General features: G+C 62.4%; 24 protein-coding genes. 10 read left to right on the top strand and 14 right to left on the bottom strand.

The annotated features are described in order from the left end of the window. Positions 1 to 6: 6 nt before the first annotated feature. The 5 genes from J0663_RS15005 to groES all read right to left on the bottom strand — a co-directional run bounded on the left by J0663_RS15005 (position 7) and on the right by groES (position 5,936). Positions 7 to 2,217, bottom strand: a complete 2,211-nt coding sequence (locus J0663_RS15005) for an amylo-alpha-1,6-glucosidase (RefSeq protein ID WP_207241108.1) — start codon at positions 2,215 to 2,217, stop codon at positions 7 to 9. Positions 2,218 to 2,231: 14 nt separating this feature from the next. Beyond that, positions 2,232 to 3,326, bottom strand: a complete 1,095-nt coding sequence (locus J0663_RS15000; RefSeq protein WP_207241107.1) for a glycosyltransferase family 4 protein — start codon at positions 3,324 to 3,326, stop codon at positions 2,232 to 2,234. 87 nt (positions 3,327 to 3,413) lie between these two features. Then, positions 3,414 to 3,848, bottom strand: coding sequence for a hypothetical protein (locus J0663_RS14995; RefSeq protein ID WP_207241106.1), 435 nt, complete (start codon positions 3,846 to 3,848; stop codon positions 3,414 to 3,416). Between the two features lie 94 nt (positions 3,849 to 3,942). Continuing rightward, positions 3,943 to 5,571, bottom strand: coding sequence for a chaperonin GroEL (gene groL / locus J0663_RS14990; protein WP_207241105.1), 1,629 nt, complete (start codon positions 5,569 to 5,571; stop codon positions 3,943 to 3,945). A gap of 50 nt (positions 5,572 to 5,621) precedes the next feature. Continuing rightward, complete coding sequence (gene groES, locus J0663_RS14985) at positions 5,622 to 5,936, bottom strand: co-chaperone GroES (protein WP_207241104.1); 315 nt, start codon at positions 5,934 to 5,936, stop codon at positions 5,622 to 5,624. Between the two features lie 278 nt (positions 5,937 to 6,214). Here groES and J0663_RS14980 point away from each other — a divergent pair, with 278 nt between their 5' ends. Further along, on the top strand, positions 6,215 to 6,487 hold the full coding sequence (locus J0663_RS14980; RefSeq protein WP_085777468.1) for an usg protein: 273 nt from the start codon (positions 6,215 to 6,217) through the stop codon (positions 6,485 to 6,487). An 85-nt stretch (positions 6,488 to 6,572) separates the two neighbouring features. Here the strand turns inward: J0663_RS14980 and J0663_RS14975 are convergent, their stop codons facing one another. The 4 genes from J0663_RS14975 to J0663_RS14960 form a co-directional block, all read right to left on the bottom strand. Next, the gene (locus J0663_RS14975) at positions 6,573 to 7,274 is read right to left on the bottom strand and encodes a pentapeptide repeat-containing protein (protein ID WP_207241103.1); all 702 of its coding nucleotides are present in this window, start codon (positions 7,272 to 7,274) and stop codon (positions 6,573 to 6,575) included. Positions 7,275 to 7,394: 120 nt separating this feature from the next. After that, complete coding sequence (locus tag J0663_RS14970) at positions 7,395 to 7,910, bottom strand: GNAT family N-acetyltransferase (RefSeq protein WP_207241102.1); 516 nt, start codon at positions 7,908 to 7,910, stop codon at positions 7,395 to 7,397. Between the two features lie 90 nt (positions 7,911 to 8,000). Further along, a complete protein-coding gene (gene trhA, locus J0663_RS14965) occupies positions 8,001 to 8,669 on the bottom strand; it encodes a PAQR family membrane homeostasis protein TrhA (RefSeq protein WP_207241101.1) in 669 nt (222 codons plus the stop codon). 142 nt (positions 8,670 to 8,811) lie between these two features. Continuing rightward, positions 8,812 to 9,231: a universal stress protein gene (locus J0663_RS14960; RefSeq protein ID WP_207241100.1), complete on the bottom strand. Its 420-nt coding sequence runs from the start codon at positions 9,229 to 9,231 to the stop codon at positions 8,812 to 8,814. 187 nt (positions 9,232 to 9,418) lie between these two features. Between J0663_RS14960 and J0663_RS14955 the strand changes: the two genes are divergently transcribed. Next, positions 9,419 to 10,381: a VOC family protein gene (locus J0663_RS14955; protein ID WP_207241099.1), complete on the top strand. Its 963-nt coding sequence runs from the start codon at positions 9,419 to 9,421 to the stop codon at positions 10,379 to 10,381. Between the two features lie 11 nt (positions 10,382 to 10,392). Here J0663_RS14955 and J0663_RS14950 read toward each other — a convergent pair whose 3' ends face one another. Beyond that, the gene (locus J0663_RS14950; RefSeq protein WP_207241098.1) at positions 10,393 to 10,776 is read right to left on the bottom strand and encodes a hypothetical protein; all 384 of its coding nucleotides are present in this window, start codon (positions 10,774 to 10,776) and stop codon (positions 10,393 to 10,395) included. Between the two features lie 182 nt (positions 10,777 to 10,958). Between J0663_RS14950 and J0663_RS14945 the strand changes: the two genes are divergently transcribed. Both J0663_RS14945 and J0663_RS14940 read left to right on the top strand, forming a co-directional pair. Beyond that, positions 10,959 to 12,125, top strand: a complete 1,167-nt coding sequence (locus tag J0663_RS14945) for an AI-2E family transporter (protein WP_207241097.1) — start codon at positions 10,959 to 10,961, stop codon at positions 12,123 to 12,125. An 18-nt stretch (positions 12,126 to 12,143) separates the two neighbouring features. After that, a complete protein-coding gene (locus J0663_RS14940) occupies positions 12,144 to 13,436 on the top strand; it encodes an NAD(P)/FAD-dependent oxidoreductase (protein WP_207241096.1) in 1,293 nt (430 codons plus the stop codon). An 86-nt stretch (positions 13,437 to 13,522) separates the two neighbouring features. Here J0663_RS14940 and J0663_RS14935 read toward each other — a convergent pair whose 3' ends face one another. Both J0663_RS14935 and J0663_RS14930 read right to left on the bottom strand, forming a co-directional pair. Further along, positions 13,523 to 14,323, bottom strand: coding sequence for a polysaccharide deacetylase family protein (locus J0663_RS14935; RefSeq protein ID WP_207241095.1), 801 nt, complete (start codon positions 14,321 to 14,323; stop codon positions 13,523 to 13,525). A 99-nt stretch (positions 14,324 to 14,422) separates the two neighbouring features. After that, a complete protein-coding gene (locus J0663_RS14930) occupies positions 14,423 to 14,812 on the bottom strand; it encodes a DUF930 domain-containing protein (protein ID WP_207241094.1) in 390 nt (129 codons plus the stop codon). Positions 14,813 to 15,044: 232 nt separating this feature from the next. Here J0663_RS14930 and J0663_RS14925 point away from each other — a divergent pair, with 232 nt between their 5' ends. Next, a complete protein-coding gene (locus J0663_RS14925; RefSeq protein ID WP_207241093.1) occupies positions 15,045 to 17,153 on the top strand; it encodes a S9 family peptidase in 2,109 nt (702 codons plus the stop codon). A gap of 49 nt (positions 17,154 to 17,202) precedes the next feature. After that, positions 17,203 to 17,721, top strand: a complete 519-nt coding sequence (locus tag J0663_RS14920) for a DUF1697 domain-containing protein (protein ID WP_207241092.1) — start codon at positions 17,203 to 17,205, stop codon at positions 17,719 to 17,721. On the opposite strand, the gene J0663_RS14915 is transcribed toward J0663_RS14920, so the two are convergent. Next, positions 17,718 to 18,395, bottom strand: a complete 678-nt coding sequence (locus J0663_RS14915; RefSeq protein WP_207241091.1) for a TetR/AcrR family transcriptional regulator — start codon at positions 18,393 to 18,395, stop codon at positions 17,718 to 17,720. The two genes, J0663_RS14920 and J0663_RS14915, sit on opposite strands and share 4 nt — an antisense overlap. 220 nt (positions 18,396 to 18,615) lie before the next feature. Here J0663_RS14915 and J0663_RS14910 point away from each other — a divergent pair, with 220 nt between their 5' ends. Continuing rightward, positions 18,616 to 19,563: a homocysteine S-methyltransferase family protein gene (locus J0663_RS14910; RefSeq protein WP_207241090.1), complete on the top strand. Its 948-nt coding sequence runs from the start codon at positions 18,616 to 18,618 to the stop codon at positions 19,561 to 19,563. Positions 19,564 to 19,585: 22 nt separating this feature from the next. Next, positions 19,586 to 19,819, top strand: a complete 234-nt coding sequence (locus tag J0663_RS14905) for a hypothetical protein (RefSeq protein ID WP_207241089.1) — start codon at positions 19,586 to 19,588, stop codon at positions 19,817 to 19,819. 16 nt (positions 19,820 to 19,835) lie between these two features. On the opposite strand, the gene J0663_RS14900 is transcribed toward J0663_RS14905, so the two are convergent. Further along, on the bottom strand, positions 19,836 to 21,287 hold the full coding sequence (locus J0663_RS14900; protein ID WP_207241088.1) for an MFS transporter: 1,452 nt from the start codon (positions 21,285 to 21,287) through the stop codon (positions 19,836 to 19,838). A gap of 244 nt (positions 21,288 to 21,531) precedes the next feature. Between J0663_RS14900 and J0663_RS14895 the strand changes: the two genes are divergently transcribed. Next, positions 21,532 to 23,034 (top strand): protein adenylyltransferase SelO, encoded by a 1,503-nt coding sequence (locus J0663_RS14895; protein ID WP_207241087.1) that lies wholly within the window; start codon positions 21,532 to 21,534, stop codon positions 23,032 to 23,034. 140 nt (positions 23,035 to 23,174) lie between these two features. After that, positions 23,175 to 25,514, top strand: a complete 2,340-nt coding sequence (locus tag J0663_RS14890) for a glucose/quinate/shikimate family membrane-bound PQQ-dependent dehydrogenase (RefSeq protein ID WP_207241086.1) — start codon at positions 23,175 to 23,177, stop codon at positions 25,512 to 25,514. The last annotated feature ends 53 nt before the right edge of the window (positions 25,515 to 25,567 follow it).

Here is a 25,567-nt window from a genome sequence, read left to right as displayed (position 1 = left end):
CCTTCATCAGACCGTGGTGAGCACGCGGACATTGCCTCGTCGATTGATCACATCGACCACGACCTGGTGTCGTGACCGGCGGATGGCCACGTCAGCCGAGCCATCGCCGATCCGCAGGCGTCGCAAGATCACCTCATCGAGGAACGAGGGAAGTCGCGGCACGCTGAAGCTGATCTGCAAGCTGTTCGGATCGAAGTCGAGGCCAAGACAGGATTGCAGCAGCGACAAAGGGGCTGCTGCGGCCCATGCTTGAGGCGAGCAGGCGACCGGATAGGAGGTCGGTCCGCGTGCGCGCTGACGCGGCAAGCCGCAGAGGAGTTCGGGAAGCCGCCGCAGGTCGATATAAGTCGCAGCGGCAAAAAGCCCCTCGAAAATCTTCGCGGCTTCGGCGCGATAGCCATAGCGGGCAAGGCCACTGGCGATCAAGGCATTGTCATGTGGCCAGATCGAACCATTGTGGTAGCTCATCGGGTTGTAACGGGCTTCGGTGGAGGGGATAGTGCGGATACCCCAGCCACAGAAGGACGAGGCATTCATCAGGGTGCGAGTCACTTGTGCGACCCGTTCGGGATAAGCAATACCGCTGAACAGAGCATGACCGGCATTGGAGGATCGGACCCGGCAGGGCCGTTTATCGCCGTCGAGAGCCAAGACATAGGTGCCAAGTTCGTCATCGAAGAAGCTCATGTCGAAGGCGCGGCGCAGTCCCTCCGAGCGCGCGAGGAAGCTCGCCGCGCGTTCCGGCTTTCCGGTCCAACGGAAGATTTCGGCAGCACTTTGCCAAGCGCCATAGACATAGGCCTGGACTTCGGCGATCGCGATCGGGCCCCGGGCCAACGTGCCATCGGCATGGAAGACCGAGTCGTTGCTATCCTTCCACGCCTGATTGATCAGTCCTTCTTCCGTCAGCCGTCCGTATTCGACGAAGCCATCGCCATCGCGATCCCCATGTTCGTCGATCCACGTCAGCGCCGCTTCGAGATTCGGCAGGAGACGGTCGATGGTCGCAAGATCACCGGTTCGTTTAAGATAGTGCCCGGCCAGCATCACGAACAGCGGCGTCGAGTCGATGCTGCCGTAGTAACGCCGGAAGGGAACCTCGCCAAGTTCAGCCATTTCGCCGCAACGCACTTCGTGCAGGATCTTGCCCGGCTCGGCGTCCGAGGCGGGATCGATGTTTGTCGCCTGGTTGGCTGCCAGATGACCGAGAACCCCGCGGGCGATCTCCGGATCGAGCCACAGTGTCTCAAGGGCCGTGATCAGGGCATCGCGGCCGAAAACGGTGCTGAACCAGGGAATACCGGCGTAGGGATAAGGACCTTCCCGCTTGTCGGTGATCAGCATGTATAGGTCGGAGGTGCTGCGCCGCGCGACTTCGTTGAAGATCTCGTTGGACGTCGCGATCGACGCCGCGCGCGAGGAAGAGGCGCGCAAGGCCCGGCGAGCATCCCGCAAAGCCAGGAAGAATGAAAGGCGGCTTAGTCGGTCGGCGGAGGTATGGTCGCAGCCGATCTGGATGAAGAGCGACTTGGTCTCGTGCGGCTCCAGATAGAGGTCGTAGGTGACAAGGTCGCTGCGAATCTCGGCCGGTTCCGGCATGAACGAAAGGCGCGTCGAGCGCGTGCGATCGTCCAGGCCAATATAGGAAAGCAGAATCCAATCCTGTTCGACGACTGCGGGAAGATGGCGCCCTCGCCTTGCCCTTGCGGTGCCGCGGACTTCGAACAGATCGGCGAAATCGGCCCCGAAAGCGATCTGAATGCGGACATGTTGCCGCAGCTCGTCATAATTCCTCACGGCCAATCGTTCATAACAACAGGCATTCCAGAGAAAGCGCGATCTGCGCAGATGAATCAGGTCATGGCCCAGAACCAGCCTTCCTTTCTTATCGAACTGATCGGGATTGGTGAGATCGCAGGTCAGCGTGGCGTTGTCATCCCGCAGCGTCGACGACAGAAGCATCGGCCGCTGTCCGTTGATCGTCAGGTAAAGATGCGAGAGATGACGGGTGTCCCGGTGGAAAAGACCTTCCGGACTGCCGGGACCGGAAAGAGCATCGCCATTATGGTCGAAGACGGCAAAAGTGTCGCCGTGCTTCAAGGTGCGGGGCCGGCGCTCCTGCAACGATGCGGCGGCCGGAATGAAAAACTGAGCGACCGGCGCCGCCAGCCCTGACGATGCTGTGGCGGGAATGCTGTCCGCAGACACGTTCGACATGTCTCCTCCTTGCCTCAGGCGACAGCCTGCAGGTCGAGCGCTTGACCATTCGACCGGCGGATGGGCACGGCTTTGGTGCGAACGCCCGGCAGGTTGCGATAGATGTCGAGATAGTCACCCGCCATTCGTTGTGCGGTGAAGCGCTTTTCGAAGGCGGACCGCACCCTGCGCCGATCGAGGCGGAGGGCCCATTCGACGTTTTCGGCTGCCTCGGTTACGCTGTCGACCAGGATGCCGGAGATGCCATTGTCGATGACCTCGGGAACCGAGCCGCAACCGAAAGCGATCACCGGCGTGCCGCAGGCCATGGCCTCGATCATCACCAGCCCGAAGGGCTCCGGCCAGTCGATCGGGAAGAGCAGAGCGCCCGCATTCCCAAGGAAGTCAGCCTTCTCAAGTTCACCGATCTCGCCGATGAATTCTACATTCGGGTGGCTCTTTACCATCGGCTCGATGACGGTCTCCCAATAGGCCTTGTCGGCATTGTCGATCTTGGCGGCGATCTTCAGCGTCATTCCGACCTTTGCCGCAATCTGAATGGCGCGGTCGGGCCGCTTTTCCGGCGAAATGCGGCCGAGGAAGGCAAGGTAGTTGCCCTTGGGTTTCTCGGTGAAGGGAAGAAGATCGGCGGGCAGACCATGATAGACCGTTCCACGCCAGTCGACCGGTGGCATCGGACGGCGCTGGTCGTTGGAGATCGACACCAGCGGAATATCTGGGAACGCCGTGTAGAACGGCTTGAGATCCGGCAGGTCGAGTCGCCCATGCAGCGTGGTGACCGTGCGGTCGGCGAAATCGCGGATCAACGGGAAATGCAAGAGATCGATGTGGAAATGGAGAACGTCGAACTCATGCGCCCGTTGGCGGATCTCCTCCAACATAACGACCTGGTGCGGCAGGTGGTCTTTGACGGCCGGGTTGAGCCGCAGTGCAACGTTCGCACATGACAGCAGTCTCGCACGACTGACAGAATCGCCGCTCGCAAAAAGCGTAACGTCATGTCCCTGCGCGACGAGTTCTTCTGTGAGATAGGAAACGATCCGCTCGGTTCCCCCGTACAGCTTCGGCGGAACGCTCTCGGCGAGCGGTGCAATCTGGGCGATCTTCATCGGCAAAACCTCCTCAGTTGAGCAAAGAGTCGTCGGTAAAAATCATGCCTGCATCCTCAAAAGGCATGCACGGCAGGTAGTTGGGGGTCAGGTTTCGAATAACTGCCGGCGCCGTCCTCCTTTCCAGTAGCTGCACACGCCAAGACCTGGAAGCCGGCGTGCCGTCAGTTTCCGGTGACGGGTCCTATGGGTACCTGCGTTGGCGCTCGCGGAAGCGGACGAGGCTTGGCCTTCAGATAGCCGGTCGCCCTTGTCCAAGGTCTTCAGAGCTTCAAGGATCTCGTCATAGGAGACGGCTCGTTCCGCCCCGGGATATAGGCGAAGAGCAGGTACGGATTCGACCGCGAAAATATCGGATGCCCACGAAGCGAGAATGGCCCGCTTCTCTTCATTGCCGATGTCGGCGGCGGCAAGCACGTCGCGCGGGTGGCTGAAATGCTCCGCCGGATGAAGCAGGTGCGCCGCGCTGATCGCCGCCACGGCATTCTGCTGGGGAGAATTGCTGATGCTTTCCTTTCTCATAGCTCGGCTCCATTGATGTCGACCGATGGAACTTGGTTCATTCTATTGTGCGTAGGGAGGCCCGCCCCGAGGGCAGAGCGGGCCGAGCGATCGCTTAGAAATCCATGCCGGCGCCGGCGGGCATAGCTGGAGCGGCTTCCTTCTTCGGCTTCTCGGCGATCATTGCTTCCGTCGTCACCAGCAGACCGGCGACGGAGGCGGCATCCTGCAGTGCGGTGCGAACGACCTTGGCCGGATCGATGACGCCCTGCGCATAGAGATCGCCGTATTCGCCGGTCTGGGCGTTCCAGCCATAGGAGAATTCGCTCTTCTCCCGCAGCTTGCCGACGATGATGGAGCCTTCCGCGCCGGCGTTTTCGGCAATCTGGCGAACTGGGGCTTCGATTGCCCGGCGAACGATGTCGACGCCGACCCGCTGGTCGCCATTGGCCGTCTTGACGGCGTCGAGCGCCTTCACCGCACGCAGCAGCGCCACGCCGCCGCCCGGCAGAATACCTTCCTCGACCGCTGCGCGGGTTGCATGCAGCGCATCGTCGACGCGATCCTTCTTCTCCTTCACTTCGACTTCCGTCGAGCCGCCGACGCGGATGACGGCAACGCCGCCGGCGAGCTTGGCGAGGCGTTCCTGCAGCTTCTCACGGTCGTAGTCGGAGGTGGTTTCTTCGATCTGCGCGCGAATCTGAGCGGTGCGACCGTCGAGCTCCGTCTTCGAACCGGCACCGTCGATGATGGTGGTGTTTTCCTTTTCGATCGCCACCTTCTTGGCCCGGCCGAGCATGTTGAGCGTCACATTCTCAAGCTTGATTCCGAGGTCTTCGGAGATTACGGTGCCGCCGGTCAGGATGGCGATGTCTTCGAGCATGGCCTTGCGGCGATCGCCGAAGCCCGGCGCCTTGACGGCAGCGATCTTGAGGCCGCCGCGCAGCTTGTTGACGACGAGCGTTGCAAGCGCTTCGCCTTCGACGTCTTCAGCGATGATGAGGAGCGGTTTGCCGGACTGAACGACAGCTTCGAGAACAGGCAGCATTGACTGCAGGTTCGAGAGCTTCTTCTCGTGGATGAGAATATAGGGGTCCTCGAGCTCGACGCGCATCTTGTCCTGATTGGTGACGAAGTAGGGGCTTAGATAACCACGGTCGAACTGCATGCCTTCGACGACTTCGAGTTCGGTTTCGGCGGTCTTGGCTTCCTCGACGGTGATGACGCCCTCATTGCCGACCTTTTCCATGGCTTCAGCCAGGTAGCGGCCAATTTCGGAATCGCCATTGGCGGAGATGGTGCCGACCTGGGCGATTTCGGAATTGTTGGAGATCTTGCGGGCATTGGCCTTCAGTTCCGCGACGACAGCGTCGACGGCGAGGTCGATGCCGCGCTTCAGGTCCATCGGGTTCATGCCGGAGGCGACCGCTTTGGCGCCCTCCTTGACGATCGCCTGGGCGAGCACCGTCGCAGTCGTGGTGCCGTCGCCGGCGAGGTCGTTCGTCTTCGATGCCACTTCGCGCAGCATCTGCGCACCCATGTTCTCGAACTTGTCTTCGAGTTCGATCTCCTTGGCGACCGAAACACCGTCCTTGGTGATGCGCGGCGCGCCGAAGGACTTGTCGATGACGACGTTGCGGCCTTTCGGGCCAAGCGTCACCTTCACGGCATTGGCCAGCACATCGACCCCACGCAGCATGCGTTCACGGGCATCGCTATGGAATTTCACTTCTTTCGCAGCCATTCTTTAACTCCTTCAATAGGCAGCTTTTTGACTAATGCGCGGAGAACGCCTCAGGCGGCGATCTTTTCGGCCGTCTGGGCTTCGATAACGCCCATGACGTCGCTTTCCTTCATGATCAGCAGGTCCTCGCCGTTGATCTTGATCTCCGTGCCGGACCATTTGCCGAACAGGATGCGATCGCCGACCTTGACGTCGAGCGCTTGGATCTGGCCGGCATCGTTGCGTGCACCCGGGCCCACGGCGATGACCTCGCCCTCCTGCGGCTTTTCCTTGGCGGTGTCGGGAATGATGATGCCGCCCTTGGTCTTTTCCTCGGAATCGACGCGGCGGACGAGAATGCGGTCATGAAGCGGTCGGAACGACATGTTTTCCTCCAATGGACAAACAATAACGATGTTGTTCCCCTGGCCGGACCGGATGACCAGTCCGGGCGGGTGCAAACCCCTGTCGAGCGTTTGCGCGCATTGATCTGGTTTTGCAATTTTTCCATTTCAAGGGGCGCAGAGAAAAAAATTAGCACTCAGCTAGAGTGGCTGCTAACACGCTGAGAAGGAACAAGAAAAACCGCCGTTGCGTTGAGAATCCCGTTGATGGACGCCAAGATATGCGCCACCTTCTCGTTGTCGTGAAACGGAGATGAAGCATGCAATTTTCATCGGATCTAGAGCGCCAGCTCAGCGGTTACGGCCTTACCACTGCCCACATCCTCTACCGCCTCCCGGATTTCGAATCCGTTCTGCAGACCTATGTCTGGCAGGATTACGATCTCGCCCCGGGCTTTCCGGAAATGCACAAATTCCTCGACTTCTGGCAGTCCAACCTCGACGGGCCGCTGCATTCCGTCCGCTATAGCCATCAGCGGCTGATCGGACCGAATGAATGGCGTCGCGTCATTGGAGAGTTGAGATTGCACTAGATCAAACCCGACATTCCCGGGCCGGCCAGGCATTGCTGCCATAGGCTTTCTCAACCCGCACGGAATCGCTGCAAAGCCCGAGAAATTACTCGTGCTCGGCAGGACATGGCCAGGTTGAAGGGGCGGAGAGTCCTGCCGGCAATTTTGTCGAGGCATCGCCGCAGGCAAGCTCGATCTGCGCCTGTTCAAGCCCGGTTGCGGCCGAGAGATCGAGGCCTTCGATGCGGGTCAGGAACATGAAGGCGCGGTCGAACATCGCCGGGCCGTCGAAGGTGGCGTGGGAGAGATCGGCGCGGGAGAGATTGGCGAAAGCGAATTTCGCCCCCGTCAGCACTGCCTTGTCGAAATCGGCACGGCCGAGTTCGGCCTTTTCGAAGCTCGCGCCGGAGAGCCGGGCGCCGGCAAAATTGGCGCGCTGCAGCTCGGCGCCGGCAAAGGACGCGCCGTCAGCGGCAATATTGGCGAAGCTGGAGCGATAGGCCTCGATCTTGGCGAAGTTGGCGCCCTCGGCATGCGCGCCTTCAAGCGAGGCGCGCACCAAAGTCGCCTTTTCCAGATTGGCGGATTTGACGTTTGCGCCGCTGAGATCGGTCAGCGAAAAATCGGTGCTGAAGAGGTTGGCGCCTTCGAGATCACTGCCCTGCAGCATCAGGTTTTTCTTCGTGCACTCCTGCCAGTCGAGCTTCGGCGAGGCCGTGCTGCCACAATCGGCAGCGCGCGTGGAGATGGGAGCGGAGGCGAAAAGAAGGAAGGCAAGGAGGCCGAGCGGCGATCGATGCATTGCCATTGATTATTCACCTCCATGAACCTTCAGGCCTCGGCTCGAAGCAGGCGGCCTTCCACTTTTTTACACAGCTCAGCATACAATAAAAAGATGGCGGGCGCCGTTCACGATGGATTTGGCCGATCAATCCGTCTGCCCGGGCAGTCGGAGTTCCATGCAGATCAGATCCAGCCAACGGCCGAACTTGGTGCCGACCTCGGAAAACCTGCCGGCGATGCGGAAGCCGAGTTTCTCGTGCAGCCGGATCGAGGCGGTATTGTCGGCCTCGATACCGGCAATCATCACATGGATATTGGCGGCGGCGGCGCGCGCGATCAATTCGCGCATCAGCGCCGCGCCGATGCCGGTGCCGCGGCAATCCTTGTCGACATAGACGGAATGCTCGACCGTGTGGCGGTAGCCCTCGAAGGGGCGCCAGTCGCCATAGGAGGCATAGCCTGCGACTTTGCCCGACATCTCGGCGACGATCACCGGAAAGCCACGCGCCCGGCGCGCGCTCAGCCACTCCCGCCGGTTTTCGAGATCGACGAGCGTCTCGTTCCAGATCGCTGTCGTGTGCTCGACGGCATCATTGTAGATGTCGCGGATGGCGGCAAGATCGGCTTCGGTGGCGTCGCGGAGAAGAACGGCGTCTGTCATGGTGGCCCAGTTCGGATTGACTGCAGGGTTGCCATACGCCGCGGCTCAAAAGATGTAAACGGCGGCTTGCGGCACGCCTCGCGCGGGCGCTCAGAAGCCCGATGCCGGCAGGCTGAAACAGGTGAAGACGGCCGAATAATGCACCGCCGCGGCGATGATGACGAAACCATGCCAGATGGCGTTCTGGAAGCGCAGTTTCTCCCAGACATGGAAGATGACGCCGAGCGAATAGATAACGCCGCCGATGACGATCAGCAGCATCGAGGCCGAAGGAATGCGCGCGGAGACCGGCCCGGCCACCAGCACGCCGCTCCAGCCCATCGCGAGGTAAAGCAGGATGGCGAGACGGTCGTAACGCCCGGGAAAGGCGCATTTCAGGACAATGCCGCCGGCGGCGAACAGCCAGATCGCCACCAGCATGAACGAGAGCAGCGGATCGTCGGCGCCGCGCTCGAGGAAGGGCGTATAGGTGGCGGCGATCAGGATGAAGATCGCCGAGTGATCGAAGCGGCGCAGGAACCATTTGGTCCGTGAGACCGGCCAGATATTATAGGAAAAGGAGATGGCAAGCGTCAGCACCAGGCCGACGCCATAGATCCAGGCGGCGGCGAGCGCGCCGTAGGAGCTCCAGACCGTGGCGTAGAAGATCAGCACGGTGGCGCCGATTAGCGCCAGCACGAGACCGACGCCATGGACGATGCCGTCGGCGATCAGCTCATATCTATCGTAAGCCCAGCGAATACCGTTGAACTCGGCCATGCACGCCAACCCGTTTCATACCCCACAGGGATCGTCGCATCGAACGGGCGGACGCGCAACCGCAGCGCCTCGCGCGGGCGGTAAATCTTCGTGACAGGCCGCAAGCCGCCGGCCGGCGATCGGCGCTGCGGCTTCGCCGAAATCACAGTTTTTGCCGATCGACCAGCACCGAGCATTTGGCGTGGCGCACGACCCGGTCGGCGGTGGCGCCGATAAAGTAGTTGGAAAAATCCGGGACATGCGAGGCGACGATGATGAGGTCGGCGTGATGACATTCGGCGGCCGTGATGATGGCCTTCGCCGGCGGGCCGTTGCGGATCTCGACAGCGGCAGTGATGCCGGTTGCGGCCACCAGCGCTCCCAGCCTTTCGCGGCTGTCTTTCATGGCGTCCTCGACCATATTGGCCGGGAGTTCGATCGCCACATAGGTCGGCACATCCTCGACGACGTTGAGCGCGACGATCTCGCCGCCCTCATCCAGCAAAGAGGCTGCCTTGCGCAGGATCTGCTCTCCCTTTTCGATGCCGCCGAGCGCGATCGCAACGATGATCTTCCTGTACATGCTGCCCTCCATGATCGAGATGCATAAGCTTCTTCTAAAGAGATATGGGGGCATTGACCTCAATCAAGTGAGCGCCGGGGATCGTCAACGATTGTTCAACGCTTCATCCTCAAAAACAGACCTTCTGTGAACAATCGCGATGCGCCATATACGGATCAAGTACGGTAGCCGTGGAGACAGCAAGCGAATGAACCGGCGACACTTCCTCGGATTTGCCACCGGCGGAATGGTTGCCGCCACCGCCGGCACGCCTTCTATTTCACAGGCAAACTCAAAGGCTGGAGACCAATCCATGAGCGAAACCTCCTATGCGCTGACGCGGCCCGCCTATATCGACCAGTCGCATCTCGTCGTCACCGACCTCGGTCTCGTTTCCGGCTTCTATCAGTCCATGCTCGGCCTGAAGGTCATCGAGAAGACGGCGAGCGGCGAAGTCCTCGGTGTCGACGCCCTGCCGCTCGTGACGCTGACGACCGCCAAGAATGCCGCGATCGCGCCGCGCAACGCCGCTGGGCTTTTCCACACCGCCTTCCTGATGCCCGACCGCATCGAACTGGCGCGGTGGTTGCGCCATGCGGCGCATAACAACGTCGTGCTCGACGGGGCTTCCGACCATCTCGTCAGCGAGGCAATCTATCTTTCCGACCCCGAAGGCAACGGCATCGAAATCTATGCCGACCGGCCGCACGAGCAATGGAAATTCCATCAGGACGGCATGGTGGAGATGGCGACGCAGCGCCTCGACTTGCAGGCGCTCTACGACAGCGCGCCCGCCGATCGCTGGGACGGCATGGCTGCGGGAACGGCGATCGGCCATCTGCACCTGCAGGTCGGTGATATCCCGCAGGCCGACGCCTTTTACCGCGACGTGCTCGGCCTCAAGCTGATGGCCCGTTATCCCGGCGCAAGCTTCTTCGCGACCGGCGGCTACCACCACCATCTTGCCGCCAATATCTGGAACAGCCGGGGCGCCACCGCCCGCGCCGACAATATGACCGGACTTTCGGACTACAAGATCCGTTTCAACGACAAGGCGACACTCGATACCGTTGTCTCCAAGCTCGACACGCTGGAGATCAACAGCGAAAAGCGTGATGGCGGCGTCTTCCTCCGGGATCCCTGGGGCATCGGCCTGACACTTTCGGCCTGACGTCGAAGACGCTACTGGACCTTCTCGGTTCCCGAAGGCGTCGTTACCTGCGTCGGTCCGCCGCCGGTTCCGCTGGGCGACGGCGAGCGGTCGGTTGCTTCGGGAGGCCGTGACGGGCCGGAGGCCGGGTCGTCGTTAAAGGTGCCGGGACCGGACGGCTGCGCGTTGATCGGATCCGGCTTGGTCGACGCTGTCGCCGTCGGATCGTTGTTGCCGGGATCGGGCCAGATCGCAACGCTGACGCCGGCGATGATGAGGACTGCCGCGCCCGCCAGGAGGACGGTCCAAACCCACCACCGCCGCTGGTCGGCGGCTTTGAGATTCGCCTCGTCCGCATAAGGGGGATCGGTCGAATAGGTCTCGGTGACCTTCGTCTGATCGGGATCTGCAATCATGAGCATTCTCCTTCTGACGTCGAACGCCAGCGACTGCGGGGTTGTTCCGGCAGAAGGATCAAATCGGCGCGGCCGTCGACGGGCGGATCCAAGCCTTGCCGGCAGCGCCAGGGGGCTGCGGAACCGGAAACGCATCAGCGCGTTTTTGTGACGAAGCAATGGGGCTTCGGGAACCTCACCGCATGGGCATCGCCAACGGCATCCGCAAACACGCAAAGAAGATCGCCATCGGCGAACGCCAAACCAGCGCCTGGGCGCAGTCATTGCAGGAGACAGCGGAAGACCTGCCGTCCCCGCCGGTGCATCGGCTGGAAAAGGACGGGCTCGATATCAGCATGGCCTGGGCGATCATCGGCATCTTCGCCATCCTCGGCCTTTCCGCCGTCTACATGATGTCGCTGATCCTCATACCGATCACCCTTGCCGTCGTCGTCGGCATGATCCTTGGCATCGCCGCGGAAAATCTCGGCAAGATGGGTGTGCCACGGCTTGCCATCGCCATCCTTCTGTCAAGCGGCGTCGCTTTGGTGATCGTCCTGCTGGCCAGCTCGCTTGCCGATCCGCTGACGACGCTTGCCAACGAAGCTCCGGCTTTCGTCGAGCGGACGATAAGCCGCGTCATGCCCTATCTCGAGCGCATCGAATGGCTGCACATCACGCCGGCGACGTTCGAAAGCGGACCGATGTCAATCGGCGCGCTGCTCGAAAACACCGGTAACGTGCTGCATGTGGTGACAACAAGCCTGACGCCGGCGCTGGTACAGGGACTGATCTTCTTCGCCGCGCTGCTGCTCTTCCTCGCCAGCCGGGTCAATCTGCGCAAGACGATCATCATGACATTCCGCACCCGCCCGCAGCGGCTGGCCGCGATCCGCGTCATCAATGCCGTCGAGCAGGTGCTCGGTTTCTACTTCGCCACCGCCTCGCTGATTTATGTCGGGCTTGGCGTCGTCATGACTGTCATCGCCTATGCGGGGGGGCTGTCGGCACCGGTCCTCTGGGGCTTCTTCGCCTTCGTATCAAGCTTCATTCCCTATCTCGGGATCACCCTGATGACGCTTTCCGTCGCCATCGCCGGAATCCTCACCCATGACGGCTTCGTCGTCGGACTGATCCCGGCGGCCGCCTTCTTCACCGTGCACCTCGTCATGGAGAACTTGATCTTCCCGGCGGTGATGGGCCGACGGCTGGAAATCAACCCGTTCATCGTCTTCCTCGCCATCCTGTTCTGGACGTGGATGTGGGGCGCTGTGGGCGCGATGCTGGCGCTGCCGCTATCGCTGATCGTCATGACTGTTATCGAGGAATTGCTGATCGAGGAAAGACCGCAGCCGCAATTGCCGAAGTGATCAAGCGAGGAGACATCCGTGGCATCCGATCTCGATCTCGACGAATCCGAGCATGCCCACATGGTGAGTGGCCGTTCGCTCTGGGGAAAGGCCGGTTTGCGCCCGGAATGGCGGCCGATCGAAAGGAGCTTTTCCACCGATGTCGCGGTGATCGGCGGCGGCATCACGGGCGCTCTGATCGCCGAACATCTTGCGGCGCGCGGCTTTTCCGTAGCGATCATCGACCGGGAGGAACCGGGCTTCGGCAGCACGGCCGCCAGCACGGCGATGCTGCAATGGGAAACCGACAGCACGCTCAGCGAACTTGAGACCTATTACGGCTTCGAGCGCGCCGCCGGCATCTATCGCCGCAGCGCCGCTTCGGTCGCCGGCCTCGCCAAGCTGATCGCTGCAAACGCTATCGCCTGCGGTTTCCGGCCGCGCAACACGCTCTATCTCGCCGCCAATCGCGAAGGTGCGCGCGACCTTTTCGAGGAGCGCCAGCTTCGCCGGCGGGCCGGCCTGCCCGGTGTCTACCTGGAACATCCCGATCTCTTCACGCAATTCGAGCTCGATCGAGACGGCGCCATCTTCTCCCCCGGCTCGGCCGAAGCCGATCCGCTGCTTCTGACCTGGGCGCTGATCGAAATGGCCCTCCGGAACGGTGCGCAACTGGTGCGCACTTCGGTGACTGCGCTTCACGGCGAAGGCGGTCGCGCCACGGCGGAGACCGACGGGGCTCAACTGATCGAGGCGCGGCATATCGTGCTTGCGACCGGATATTCCATGCCCGGCCTCGACATGCCGAAACTGCACCGCGTCCGCTCGAGCTGGGCGCTCGCCACCGTACCCCAGCACCCGGCGGCACTCTGGCGCGAGCGAGCGCTGATCTGGGAGGACAGTCACCCTTATCTCTACATGCGCACCACGCCGGATCACCGCATCGTCGCTGGCGGCGAGGACGACGACACCACCGACGCAGAAGCGCGTGAGCGCAAGCTGCCGGCAAAGACCATGGCGATCCAGCAGAAAATGAAGCGGCTGTGGCCGAAGGCGGATATCCGCATCGCCCACGCCTGGGCCGGCACCTTCGGCGAGACGGCAGACGGCCTGCCGCTGATCGGCCCGCTGCCCGGGATGCCGCACGTCTTCGCCGCCTATGGCTATGGCGGCAACGGCATCACCTTTTCCTATCTCGCCGCGCAGATGATCGGTGCGATGATTGCCGGAATTCACCGCGACTGGTTCGAGGATTTTGCGCTCGACAGGGATGGACCCAGCTGGCGGAGTTTTGGAGCGGGTGTGGCGCGGATTGGGGATGAGTTGAGATAAGGTGCCGCTGACCGCCGTGGCGTAGGACACTCCCTCTACCCTGCAAGACAGAGGGGTGGCCACTCGGCATGCCCGCAGCCGCAGAATTACTCCGTCGTCTTGTCGTCGCCGGTGTCCTCGACATCCTCAAGGCGAACGAACTCCGTGCCCTTTGCCTTAAGATCGACCAGCGCCTTCACCACGCCCTCGCCCGCCGCATGAGTCGGCTGATTGATGTGGGAGATGACGACATCCCCGTCTTTGGCCGAGGCGATGCGTTTTTCGGTGATCGCTGCACCCAGCAGCGAACCGCCGTCGCCGTTTATGGAGTAGCCGGCGATGCGAAAGCCCATGTTACGGATCTCGCCGATGGCGGAAAGATCGTATTTGGCGGTGGAGCCACGAAACCAGTGCGGTGCGGGAATGCCGGCGGCGATCATGGCGGCGGCACCGCCTTCGACTTCCTGCCGCACCGCCTGCGGCGAACCGGCCGAGGCGATGCCATAGATGAGCGTCGGTGTGTCGACGGCCGGAATATGGTTCTCGCCGTGGTTTTCCAGCTCGAATAGATCGGCGTTCTGCAGGAAGACGGCAAGGGTGGCCGGATTGCGCTTCAGCCAGCGGGCTGTGACGAAGATCGTCGCGGGAATGCGCTCGCGCACCAGCGTCGAAAGGATGCGCTCATCCGCCTGACCCATGCAGGCATCGAAGGTGAGCGCAATACGGGGGTGACCGGCAATATTGGAGCGGGCGATATGCAAATGCGGCTCGACGAGTTTCGGCCCCGGCGCCTTGGCCGGGGCAGAAGCGATTGCCGGCGGCACAGAGGACGCCGGCGGCACTTCGCCCGCCAATGCAGCGGAGACGGCGGCCAGAAGTAGGGCCGAGGTGAGCAGGATGCGGTTCATGTCATTGATTTCTACGATTCGATCCGTCGACTCTAGCGGCTGCCTTGACGCGACGCCATGTGGCCGGATGTCACCGCCGCCGGAACGGACACGGCGGCATCAATCGTAGAGATAATATTTGCCCCACTTCTCGCGCGGCACCTTCTCACCGATCTGGTAGTTGAGCTCACGCACATTGATATGCTGCGGGCCGGTGATGCAATTGTAGGAGAGATGGTACCAGTCGCCCTTGCTGCGGAAGACGGCGCCCGGCGCCCGCAGCGAATTGTCGCCGGCGATCGGATCCTCGAAGGTATAGGCGATGACCTTGTCGGGCTTGAAGCCGGTGCTGTCCTTGTTGATGCGGCTCATCGCCTCGGTGTCGCAGCTCTGCTCCAGGCGGGTCGAGGGGTCGAGTTTTTCCAGCTGCTTCTTGATGGCGGGATCGACGGCAAAGGCGGGGGCAGCCAGGCTTGCCAGGGATACAAACAGGAGCAGACGTTTCGACATTGCGGAGAAAATCCCTTACTGTTCAACGGTCCTGACCCTGCCACCGGCGGCTTGCCGGAGGCAGGGCACGTGCAAATTTCGCTTTTTGAGAGAGCGGACTTTCTTAAATATTGTGGTGACATCAAGGCAAGGCGGGCGCAGCCGTCTGGCCTTGACGTCGCCTTGCCGCTTGATCCCGCGGCGGGGCGCCTCTATCTCTTGCCAACCCGACATTCCCACCGGAGCCCGTTCCTTGTCCGTTTTCAAGAGCCTGCCGACACCGCCCGCTGCACCGAAAAAGCCCGTCTCCGATACGCGCCATGGCATTAGCCGCACGGACGAGTATGCTTGGCTGCGCGCCGACAACTGGCAGGCCATGTTCAAGGATCCGTCGATCCTGGATCCGGAGATCCGCCGGCATCTCGAAGCCGAAAACGCCTATATGAACGCGGCGATGGAGGATACCAAGGCGCTGCAGAAGCTGCTGTTTGCCGAAATGCGCGGCCGCATCAAGGAAGACGACAGTTCGGTGCCGATGAAGGACGGAGCCTATGCCTATGGCACGTTCTATGTGACGGGCGGCGAACAGCCGCGCTATTTCCGCATCCCCCGCGACGGCGACGTCGCCGACGAGACGATCCGCAGCGTGCTGCTCGACGGCGACAAGGAGGCATCAGGCAAGGCCTATTTCCGCCTCGCCGGCCTCGACCATTCGAGCGACCACAGCCGCGGCATCTGGGGTTATGACGACAAGGGTTCGGAGTTCTTCACGCTGAAGGTGCGCGACCTTTCAACGGGGCAAGACCTCGAGGACCGGATCGAGAATACCGGCGGCGGCGGCGTCTGGGCGCCCGACGGCAAGAGCTTCTTCTATTCGGCTCTCGACGAGAACCACCGGCCGTCGAAGGTATTCCACCACATTCTCGGCCAACCGCAGTCGGAAGATCGGCTGGTCTATGAGGAAGCCGATGCCGGCTTCTTCATGGGCGTCGGCGGCTCGCTGCTCGACGACTTCATCTATATCGACATTCACGACCACGAGACCAGCGAATACCGGCTGCTGTCGACCAAGGACCTCACGGCCGAGCCGAAGCTGGTGGCGGCGCGCGAGGAAGGCATCGAATATTCGCTGACCGAGGGCGGCGACGTCTTCTACATCCTGACCAATGATGGCGGCGCCAAGGATTTCAAGATCATGGAGACGCCGGTTGATAAGCCGGGCAAGGAGAACTGGCGCGAAGTCGTGCCGCACAAGCCGGGCACGCTCATCATCAGCCACATGGCCTATGCCCGCCACCTGCTGTGGCTGGAGCGCAAGGACGGGCTGCCGCGGATCATGATCCGCGACCGGCAGAGCGGCGAGGAACATGCGATCGCCTTTGCAGAGGAAGCCTATTCGCTCGGGCTTTCGGGCGCGGCGGAATACGACACGGATGTCATCCGCTTCTCCTATTCCTCGATGACGACGCCGTCGCAGCTCTACGACTACAATATGGTGACGCGCGAGCGTACGCTGTTGAAAACACAGGAAGTGCCGTCCGGCCACAATCCCGACGACTACGTCACCCGCCGGGTCTTCGCCCCGGCATGGGATGGCGAGACGGTGCCGGTCACCCTGCTCTACCGTAGGGACACGCCACTCGACGGCTCGGCACCCTGCCTGCTCTATGGCTATGGAGCCTACGGCATCACTATTCCGGCCGGCTTCAACACCAATTGCCTGTCACTCGCCGACCGCGGCTTCGTCTATGCCATCGCCCATATCCGTGGCGGCAAGGACAAGGGCTTTGCCTGGTACGAAGACGGCAAGATGGAAAAGAAGACAAACAGCTTCAAGGACTTCGTCGCCGCGGCGGATTATCTGAATCAACAGAAGTTCACCTCTTACGCAAAGATCATCGCCGAGGGCGGATCGGCCGGCGGCATGCTGATGGGCGCTGTCGCCAACATGGCGCCGGAGAAATTCGCCGGCATCATCGCCGCCGTTCCCTTCGTCGATGTGCTCAACACCATGCTTGACGACACCCTGCCGCTCACCCCGCCGGAATGGCCCGAATGGGGCAATCCGATCGAAAGCAAGGAAGAATATGAGCAGATCGCCGCCTATTCGCCCTATGACAATGTCGCGGCCAAAGCCTACCCGCCGATCCTGGCGCTCGGCGGCCTGACGGACCCGCGCGTCACCTATTGGGAGCCGGCCAAGTGGGTGGCGAAGCTGCGCGACAAGACGACGGGCGAGGCGCCGATCCTGCTCAAGACCAATATGGACGCCGGCCATGGCGGGGCGTCGGGGCGGTTCCAGCGGCTGGAGGAGATTGCCTTCGAGTACGCATTTGCCATCAAGGTGGCGGGGAAGATGTGAGGGTTGAGGGCGTGCCGTGCCACACGGCACAATGTCAAGGGAGAGAGAAATGCCCGTCTACATCGCCCTCCTCCGCGCCGTTAACGTCGGCGGCACCGGCTCGCTGTCGATGGCTGAACTCAAGGAGGTCTGTGAGGGCCTCGGCTTTAACAACGTGAAAACCTACATCCAGAGCGGCAATGTGCTGTTCCGCTCGAATGAGAAAGGAAAGGCAGTCGAGGAAAAGCTCGACGAGGCGCTCGGCAAGAAGATGGGCAAGCCTCCGGGCGTGATGGTGCGCAGCCGGAAGGAACTTGAGGCAATTGCCGCCGAAGCGCCCTTTCCCGATGCCAAGCCAAGTTTCCTGCTCGTCTACTTTCTGCCAGAAGCAGCACGCCGCGATGCGCTGGAAAAGATGGTTGCGCCTGACGGCGAGAAAGCGCAGCTCGCCGGCCGGGAAATCTATGTGCACTATCCCAACGGCTCCGGCCGCTCTAAGCTGAAGCTGCCGGCACTGAAGCCCGGAACGTCTCGCAGTCTTAATACAGTGCGCAAGCTCGCCGAACTTGCGGCTGAGATGGATGGCTAAGGCTGATCGCTGCCGGCCGCGGCGAAGGCTTGTCCCCGCCTGACGGCCGTGAGGGCAGGCTCGACAGCCGACAGAAAGAGCATCCGCACGAAGGTCCGCAGCATCAGCACCTGCTCGGCCAGGGTGTTCGGTTCCTTCAGCGTCTTCGACAGAACGATGCCGCCTTCGAGAACCGACGAAACCATATCGGCGAGTTGGTCGACGTTGACGGGCTCGCGCGGCGGATAGACTTCCATGATTTCGCGGAGCATGCGGCCGAAGCGCCGCCGCCAGGCAAGAACCGCATTGCGGTTTGTCTCCTGGATCTCCCGGTCGAACAACCGCTCATAATAGCAGACAGTCGCCACCAGGCAGCCGGGATGGCCGTTCGGCAGATCCGAAAGCAGCTCGGATAGCAGTTTCAGGCCGAGCAGGAAGGATTGCAGCGGATCGTCCATGAGATCGCGCGCACGGCCGAATATCTCGTCGTAGATGCGCTCGTCGTTTTCGATGTAGCGGTTGAGCAGCGCCTTGGCGAGCTCGTTCTTGTCCTTGAAGTGGTAGAAGAAGCCGCTCTTGGTGATCCCCGTCTCGGCGATCAGTTCCTCGATGGAGGTCCCGCCAAAACCCTTCTGCAAGACTGCCGCTTCGGCCACATCCAGGATGCGGGTGCGCGTTTCCTCTCCCTTTCGCATATCCCCTCCTGTACCTGCGGTACAGTTTCGAGCGACGCAAAGTCAGACCTGCATACGTCCCCGACAGCGTCGACTACCCCAAGCAATTGATTTTGATCAGCCTAAGCCGGAACTGCCGCCAGTATACCTCAAGTCGGCTAGTTTGGCAGCCGATTAAACGGCAGAACATCCCTCATCGACGGCGACCAGTTCAGGCGCCGCGACGGGAGAAACTTCAACAATGACAAAGTACAGACATGACTTGCCGCAGCTGAAAGGCGGCACCTTCCTGACCGATGGCGGCATGGAAACAACGATGATCTTCCACGACGGGATCGCGCTTCCACATTTCGCCTCTTTCGTACTGCTGGCGTCAGAAGACGGCCGGCAGCGCACGCGGAACTACTATCGCCCATACCTCGATATCGCACGGCGGCACGGCACCGGCTTCGTGCTCGACACCGCTACGTGGCGGGCCAATCCCGACTGGGGGCAAAAGCTCGGCTATACAAGCGAAGCATTGAAGGCGGCGAACGAGGAAGCCGTCGAGCTGCTCCTGGGTTTGCGCAAAACGTATGAGCGGCCGGAGCAACCGATCGTCATCAGCGGCGCGATCGGTCCGCGCGGCGATGGCTATAAGGCGGGCATGATGAGCGCGCACGAGGCGGAGGATTACCACGCCTTCCAGATCGAGGTCTTCGCCGGAACTGAGGCGGATATGGTGAGCGCATTCACGCTGACGAATATCGACGAGGCGATCGGCGTGGCGCGGGCGGCACGGTCGTTCGCCATGCCTTGCGCCATCTCCTTCACACTGGAGACGGACGGCAGGCTGGTGACGGGCCGAAGCATCCAGGAGGCCATCGAGACCACTGACATGGCCACCGGCGGAGCACCGGCTTACTACATGATCAACTGCGCCCACCCGACGCATTTCGAATCTGCCCTCGACCATTCAAGCACCTGGGCAAAGCGTATTTTCGGCATCCGCGCCAATGCCTCAACCATGAGTCACGCGCAGCTGGACAATAGCGATACGCTGGATGCGGGCGATCCCGACGATCTCGGACGGCGATACCGCAAGCTTCTTGAACGCATGCCTGAGCTGCGCGTGCTCGGCGGATGCTGCGGCACCGACCATCGCCATGTCGCGGCGATCTGCGAGGCATGCCTGCCGCAGGCGGCGTGAGACCGACAGGGAGGGTTGGACGATGAGGATGGTGGGGGCGGCGCCGCACGAGCGCGGCTGGCGTGATCTGTGGCTTGCGATCACGGGATGGCGCAGGCCGGCCGAGGCCGAAGTGGCGGTGGAAGTAGCGCTGCGAGACATCGATCTTGCGGCCTTCGGCGGCCTCGACGGTCCGATAGCCTACGGCATCGAGGCGGACCGGCGCGAAGGCCGGCCCTCGCGCCGCAAGCGGCTGCGGGCGCTAACCAATTTCTGAGGAACGAAAGGCGGCGTCAGGCTCCGGCGGCGCCTTTCGTCCGTTTCGCCTTGTAGCCGCTGATCTCCTCGCCTGCGGTCGGCGAGAAGCGCAGGTTCCAGATGGTGGCGGTGATCGAGATGATGGTGACGACGATGAAGGCGGAGGAGAAATCGCCGAGCGAAGGCGTTTCAACGTTGTTGAAGGCCATGGAGCCGTGCAGCGCCAAGGCTCCGATGCAGATGCCGAGCGACAGCATCAGCTGCTGGAACGTGGTGTAGAAACTCGTGGCCGAGCTCATCCGCTCCTTGTCGATCTCGTCATAGGCGATGGTGTTGTAGGCGGTGAACTGGAACGACAGGAAGAAGGCGCTGAGCACCAGCACGACGAAGATCAGCGGCATCGGCCAGTCCGGCCGGAAGGCGGCGCAGAGGCCGTAACCGGCCGTGCCGAGGACGCCGTTGACGACGAGGCTGCGGCGGAAGCCGAGCCGGCTGAAGACGAACTTCGCCATCGGCTTCATGGCGAGCGCGCCGATCGCGGTGGCGATGACGATCTGACCGGCCGCGGCGGCGGAAAGGCCGAAGCCGATCTGGAAAAGCAGCGGCAGCAGGAAGGGCTGTGCCCCTTGCGTGATGCGCGTCAGCGAGCCGGCGATGACCGATGTGCCGAAGCTCGGCACTTTCATCAGCGAGAAATCCATAATCGGTGAGGGATGCCGGCGGGCATGCCTCAAATAGGCGATGCCGAAGATCAGGCCGACGGCGATCAGGAAGATCGAAAAAGCGCCCTCGCCTTCATGGCTCGACATTTCGAAGCCGAACAGCAGCGAGCCGAGCGAAATGCCGGAAAGGATGAAGCCGATCGTATCGAAGGGGCCGGTCGCCTTGCCCTTCACTTCATCGATATAGATCGAGACGAAGATCATGCCGATAATGCCGATCGGCACGTTGATGTAGAAGATCCAGCGCCAGTCGAGATAGGTGACGATGAAGCCGCCGAACGGCGGGCCGACGATCGGGCCGATCAGCGCCGGCACGAGCAGCCAGGACATGGCGCTGACCATATCCTTGCGAGCGACGCTGCGCATCAGCACCAGGCGGCCGACCGGCATCATCATCGCGCCGCCCATCCCCTGCAACAGCCGCGCCAGCACCAGGAAGGACAGTGTCGGCGCCAGCGCGCAGAGGATGGAACCGATAACGAAAACCGCGATCGCCGCGCGGAAGACGGTGCGCGAGCCGAAGCTGTCGGCCATCCGGCCGCTTGCCGGAATGAAGATCGCCAGGCTGAGGAGATAGGAGGTGAGCGCGATCGACATGGCCGGTGCGCTGACGGCGAAATCGCGCGCCATGGTGGGCAGTGCGGTCGCCAGCACGGTGGCGTCTATATTTTCCATCAGCATCGCACTCGCGACGATCATCGCGATCACCCGGAAATTGGGCGCGGCGCGCCGAACCATCGGCGCCTGGTAAATCTGATCCGACATCGTCCGGATTCACTCGCGGTGGCGCGGCGGAGCACGGGAAGCAGCAAGGCCGCGGGGATGACATGGCGCATGGCCAAGAAGAGACGATCTGCTATACGCTTGAGATCATGGCGGCGCTAGGTCCTTTATGGCAAAGCAGCTTTGCCGAGAGGTAAAGGCGGATCACGATTGCTTGCATCGTCCGGTGCAGCGTGAAGGGCGTTATACGCTTGCGCCACGGGCCACCCGGCCCTACCTATCAATCATGACCTCCGCTCTCGAGAAAAACCGGCCCGGCGCGGCCTTTCCGTTCGACAACAGTTATGTCGGCCTGCCCGAGCGCTTCTTTGCGCCGCAAACGCCGACGCCCGTGACCGAGCCCTGGCTGATCAAGCTCAACGAACCGCTCGCCGCCGAGCTCGGGCTTGACGTCGAGGCACTGCGCCGCGATGGCGCGGCGATCTTTTCCGGCAATCTCGTTCCCGAAGGCGCCGAACCGCTGGCGATGGCCTATGCCGGACATCAGTTCGGCGGCTTTGTGCCGCAGCTCGGCGACGGCCGGGCGATCCTGCTCGGCGAGGTCGTCGACCGCAGCGGCAAGCGCTTCGATATTCAGCTGAAGGGCGCCGGGCCTACACCTTTTTCGCGCCGCGGCGATGGCCGCGCGGCAATCGGGCCGGTGCTCCGGGAATATATCATCAGCGAGGCGATGTTTGCACTCGGCATTCCCGCCACTCGGGCGCTGGCGGCCGTGACGACCGGCGAGCCGGTCTTCCGCGAAGAGGTGCTGCCGGGCGCTGTCTTCACCCGGGTCGCGGCAAGCCATATCCGGATCGGCACCTTCCAGTATTTCGCCGCAAGGGGCGACACCGACGGCGTGCGGGCGCTCGCCGACTATGTGATCGACCGGCACTATCCCGCGCTGAGAGAGGCCGAGAACCCCTATCTCGCGCTGTTTTCGGCAATCTCGGAGCGCCAGGCGGCGCTGATCGCCCGCTGGCTCCATGTCGGTTTCATTCATGGCGTGATGAATACGGACAATATGGCCGTCTCCGGAGAAACGATCGACTTCGGCCCCTGCGCCTTCATGGACGCTTATAATCCGGCAACCGTTTTCTCGTCGATCGATCAGCACGGCCGCTACGCCTATGCCAATCAGCCGGCCATCGGCCAGTGGAACCTCGCCCGGCTCGGCGAAACGCTGCTGCCGCTGATCGACGCCGAGCCGGACGGCGCGGTCGACAAGGCGAATGTGGTGATCCGGGCCTATGGCGAGCGGTTCCAGGCCGAGTGGCTTGCCGGCATGCGAGGAAAGATCGGCCTTGCCGGTGAAGAGAACGGCGATCTCGAGCTGGTGCAGGAGTTGCTGTCGCTGATGCACACGCAGAAGGCCGATTTCACCCTGACCTTCCGGCGGCTGTCGGACCTTGCCGGCGACAACGAGGCGGAGCCTGCCTTTGCTGCAAGCTTCCAGGAGCCGGAGGCCTGCCGCGCCTGGCTGACGCAATGGCGGGAGAGACTGTCGCGCGATACGCAGACGGCCGCCGAGCGCGCCGGCGCCATGCGCAGCGTCAATCCGGCCTTCATTCCCCGCAATCACCGGGTCGAACAGGCAATCGAGGCGGCAGTCGAGAACGGCGATTTTTCGCTCTTCGAGGCCTTGCTCCGCGTGCTCTCGAAACCCTATGAGGACCAGCCGGATTTCGCTGCCTATATGGAACCGCCGAAGCCGGAGGAACGGGTGCTGCAGACCTTCTGCGGGACCTGACCAAGGTCGACGCAACCATACCGTGACGAAACCCTGCGGCAATTGCAGTCGTTGAAAGGCATCTCCTTCGCGCTATCTGGCTGATCGGCGGCGATTTCCGCCGATCCTTCACCCGGCTAAGCCAAGCGGGAGACAGCCTTATGGCGATCGTCATCACCTCCATCCTCTTCATCATCATCGGGCTTGCGCTCAGTGGCGGCGGGCTCTGGCTCGTCACGCTCGGCGGCAGCATCTTCTATTTGTTCGCCGGCCTGATGTTCCTGATCACTGCCGGGCTGCTTTTGATGCGCAAGGCGGTGGCGCTCTGGGTCTATGCGGTGCTCGTCGTCGCCGCACTCGCCTGGGCGATCTGGGAGGTGGGATTCGACTGGTGGCAGCTCGGCCCGCGCGGCGGCGTCATCATCCTGCTCGGGCTGTGGCTGTTGACGCCCTGGATCCGCCGGCCGCTCGGCTTTCGCAGCCCGACGGGCATCACCTACGGCGCCAATCCCTGGCCGCTCGCCGTGCCCGTCCTTCTCGCCATTCTCGTCGCCGTTTATTCGATGACGACAGACCCGCATGATCTTTCAGGCGAGCTGCCGAAGGATGCTGTCGCCGCCAATCCCGCCTTCGGCGGCAGCGTGCCGGAGGGCGAATGGCACCAGTATGGCCGCACACCTTTCGGCCAGCGCTATTCGCCGCTCGACCAGATCACCGCGGAGAACGTCTCGACGCTGAAGGAAGCGTGGCGATACCAGACCGGCGACGTCAAGCGGCCGGACGACATCAGCGAGACGACTTATCAGGTGACGCCGCTCAAGGTGAAGGACACGCTCTATCTCTGCACGCCGCATAACTGGGCGATCGCGCTCGACGCCAAAACAGGCAAGGAGAAATGGAAATACGACGCCAATTCGGGCATGAACCCCAACCGGCAGCACCAGACCTGCCGCGGCGTCACCTATTATGCCGATACCAATGTCGCCGCCGGCCAGCCCTGCGCCGAGCGCGTCTACCTGCCGACCTCAGACGCCCGGCTGATCGCGCTCGATGCGGCCGACGGGAAGGTCTGCACCGGCTTTGCCGATCAGGGCGTGCTGCATCTGGAAGCCGGCATGCGCTTCAACCCGGCCGGCTATTATTATTCCACCTCACCGCCGGTCGCGGTAGCGGGCAAGATCATCGTCGGTGGGGCGGTGAACGACAATTATTCCACCGAGGAACAATCCGGCGTCATCCGCGCCTTCGACATCAACACCGGCGCGCTTGTCTGGAACTGGGACTCCGGCAATCCCGAGGTGACGACGCCGATCGCCGAGGGCCAGACCTACACGACCAACTCGCCGAACAGCTGGTCGGTCTTCAGCGTCGACGAGGCGCTCGGCATGGTCTACATCCCGCTCGGCAACCAGGTGCCCGACCAGCTCGGCATCAACCGCAGCGATAAGGTCGAGAAATTCTCCTCCTCGATCGTCGCGCTCGACATCGCCACCGGCCAGCTACGCTGGGTGCGCCAGACGGTGCATCACGATCTGTGGGATATGGACGTCCCGGCGCAGCCCGCGCTCATCGATTTGACCAGGCCGGACGGCAGCGTGGTGCCTGCCCTCGTCGGTCCGACCAAGCAGGGCGATCTCTATGTGCTCGACCGGCGCAGCGGCGAGCCGATCATCCCGGTCAAGGAAATCCCGGCGCCCGGCGGCGCGGTCACCGGCGACCACACCGCGCCGACGCAGCCGATCTCCGATCTCACCTTCTCGCCCGAGCCGCTCAAGGAAAAGGATATGTGGGGCGTGTCGCTGTTCGACCAGCTCGCCTGCCGCATCGACTTCCACCGCTATCGCTACGAGGGCCGCTATACGCCGCCATCGCTCGAAGGGACGATCGTCTATCCCGGCAATTTCGGTACCTTCAACTGGGGCTCGGTTGCGGTCGATCCGGAGCGGCAGATCATGTTCGGCATGCCGACCTATCTCGCCTTCACCTCGCGCCTGGTGCCGGCCGCCGAGATTCCGCCACGAGGACAGGACGAGAAGGGCAGCGAACAGGGGCTCAACCGCAATGACGGCGCCCCCTACGGCGTCTTCATGGGTCCCTTCCTCGGACCGCTGCAGATCCCCTGCCAGGCACCGCCATGGGGTTATGTCGCCGGCGTCGACCTGCGCACCGGCAAGATCGCTTATATGCACAAGAACGGCACCGTGCACGACATGACGCCGCTGCCGCTGCCCTTCAAGGTCGGCGTGCCCGGTATCGGCGGGCCGATGCTGACCAAAGGCGGCGTCGCCTTCCTCGGCGCGGCGGTCGACGACTATCTGCGCGCCTACGACGTGACCAACGGACGGGAACTCTGGCGGGCGCGGCTTCCGGCCGGCGGCCAGGCGACGCCGATGACCTATACGACCGATGACAACAAGCAATATGTCGTCATGGTCGCCGGCGGCCACGGCTCGGTCGGCACCAAGCCCGGAGATTACGTGATCGCCTATACGCTGCCGTGATGGGGGCAGCTTTTAGCGAGTGGAAGAGCCGGCGCAAGTTCTAGGCAGGGTTG

This window comes from Rhizobium lentis (genome assembly GCF_017352135.1).
GTDB lineage: Bacteria > Pseudomonadota > Alphaproteobacteria > Rhizobiales > Rhizobiaceae > Rhizobium > Rhizobium lentis.
The sequence above is the reverse complement of the archived record's forward strand: the minus strand, read 5'-3'. Positions and strand labels throughout refer to the sequence as shown.

Bases quoted from the DNA above. Each gene is read 5' to 3' on its own strand.
- J0663_RS15005 (WP_207241108.1), bottom strand. From the start codon at position 2,217: ATGTCGAACGTGTCTGCGGACAGCATTCCCGCCACAGCATCGTCAGGG.
- J0663_RS15000 (WP_207241107.1), bottom strand. From the start codon at position 3,326: ATGAAGATCGCCCAGATTGCACCGCTCGCCGAGAGCGTTCCGCCGAAG.
- J0663_RS14995 (WP_207241106.1), bottom strand. From the start codon at position 3,848: ATGAGAAAGGAAAGCATCAGCAATTCTCCCCAGCAGAATGCCGTGGCG.
- groL (WP_207241105.1), bottom strand. From the start codon at position 5,571: ATGGCTGCGAAAGAAGTGAAATTCCATAGCGATGCCCGTGAACGCATG.
- groES (WP_207241104.1), bottom strand. From the start codon at position 5,936: ATGTCGTTCCGACCGCTTCATGACCGCATTCTCGTCCGCCGCGTCGAT.
- J0663_RS14980 (WP_085777468.1), top strand. From the start codon at position 6,215: ATGCAATTTTCATCGGATCTAGAGCGCCAGCTCAGCGGTTACGGCCTT.
- J0663_RS14975 (WP_207241103.1), bottom strand. From the start codon at position 7,274: ATGGCAATGCATCGATCGCCGCTCGGCCTCCTTGCCTTCCTTCTTTTC.
- J0663_RS14970 (WP_207241102.1), bottom strand. From the start codon at position 7,910: ATGACAGACGCCGTTCTTCTCCGCGACGCCACCGAAGCCGATCTTGCC.
- trhA (WP_207241101.1), bottom strand. From the start codon at position 8,669: ATGGCCGAGTTCAACGGTATTCGCTGGGCTTACGATAGATATGAGCTG.
- J0663_RS14960 (WP_207241100.1), bottom strand. From the start codon at position 9,231: ATGTACAGGAAGATCATCGTTGCGATCGCGCTCGGCGGCATCGAAAAG.
- J0663_RS14955 (WP_207241099.1), top strand. From the start codon at position 9,419: ATGAACCGGCGACACTTCCTCGGATTTGCCACCGGCGGAATGGTTGCC.
- J0663_RS14950 (WP_207241098.1), bottom strand. From the start codon at position 10,776: ATGATTGCAGATCCCGATCAGACGAAGGTCACCGAGACCTATTCGACC.
- J0663_RS14945 (WP_207241097.1), top strand. From the start codon at position 10,959: ATGGGCATCGCCAACGGCATCCGCAAACACGCAAAGAAGATCGCCATC.
- J0663_RS14935 (WP_207241095.1), bottom strand. From the start codon at position 14,323: ATGAACCGCATCCTGCTCACCTCGGCCCTACTTCTGGCCGCCGTCTCC.
- J0663_RS14930 (WP_207241094.1), bottom strand. From the start codon at position 14,812: ATGTCGAAACGTCTGCTCCTGTTTGTATCCCTGGCAAGCCTGGCTGCC.
- J0663_RS14920 (WP_207241092.1), top strand. From the start codon at position 17,203: ATGCCCGTCTACATCGCCCTCCTCCGCGCCGTTAACGTCGGCGGCACC.
- J0663_RS14915 (WP_207241091.1), bottom strand. From the start codon at position 18,395: ATGCGAAAGGGAGAGGAAACGCGCACCCGCATCCTGGATGTGGCCGAA.
- J0663_RS14910 (WP_207241090.1), top strand. From the start codon at position 18,616: ATGACAAAGTACAGACATGACTTGCCGCAGCTGAAAGGCGGCACCTTC.
- J0663_RS14905 (WP_207241089.1), top strand. From the start codon at position 19,586: ATGAGGATGGTGGGGGCGGCGCCGCACGAGCGCGGCTGGCGTGATCTG.
- J0663_RS14900 (WP_207241088.1), bottom strand. From the start codon at position 21,287: ATGTCGGATCAGATTTACCAGGCGCCGATGGTTCGGCGCGCCGCGCCC.
- J0663_RS14895 (WP_207241087.1), top strand. From the start codon at position 21,532: ATGACCTCCGCTCTCGAGAAAAACCGGCCCGGCGCGGCCTTTCCGTTC.
- J0663_RS14890 (WP_207241086.1), top strand. From the start codon at position 23,175: ATGGCGATCGTCATCACCTCCATCCTCTTCATCATCATCGGGCTTGCG.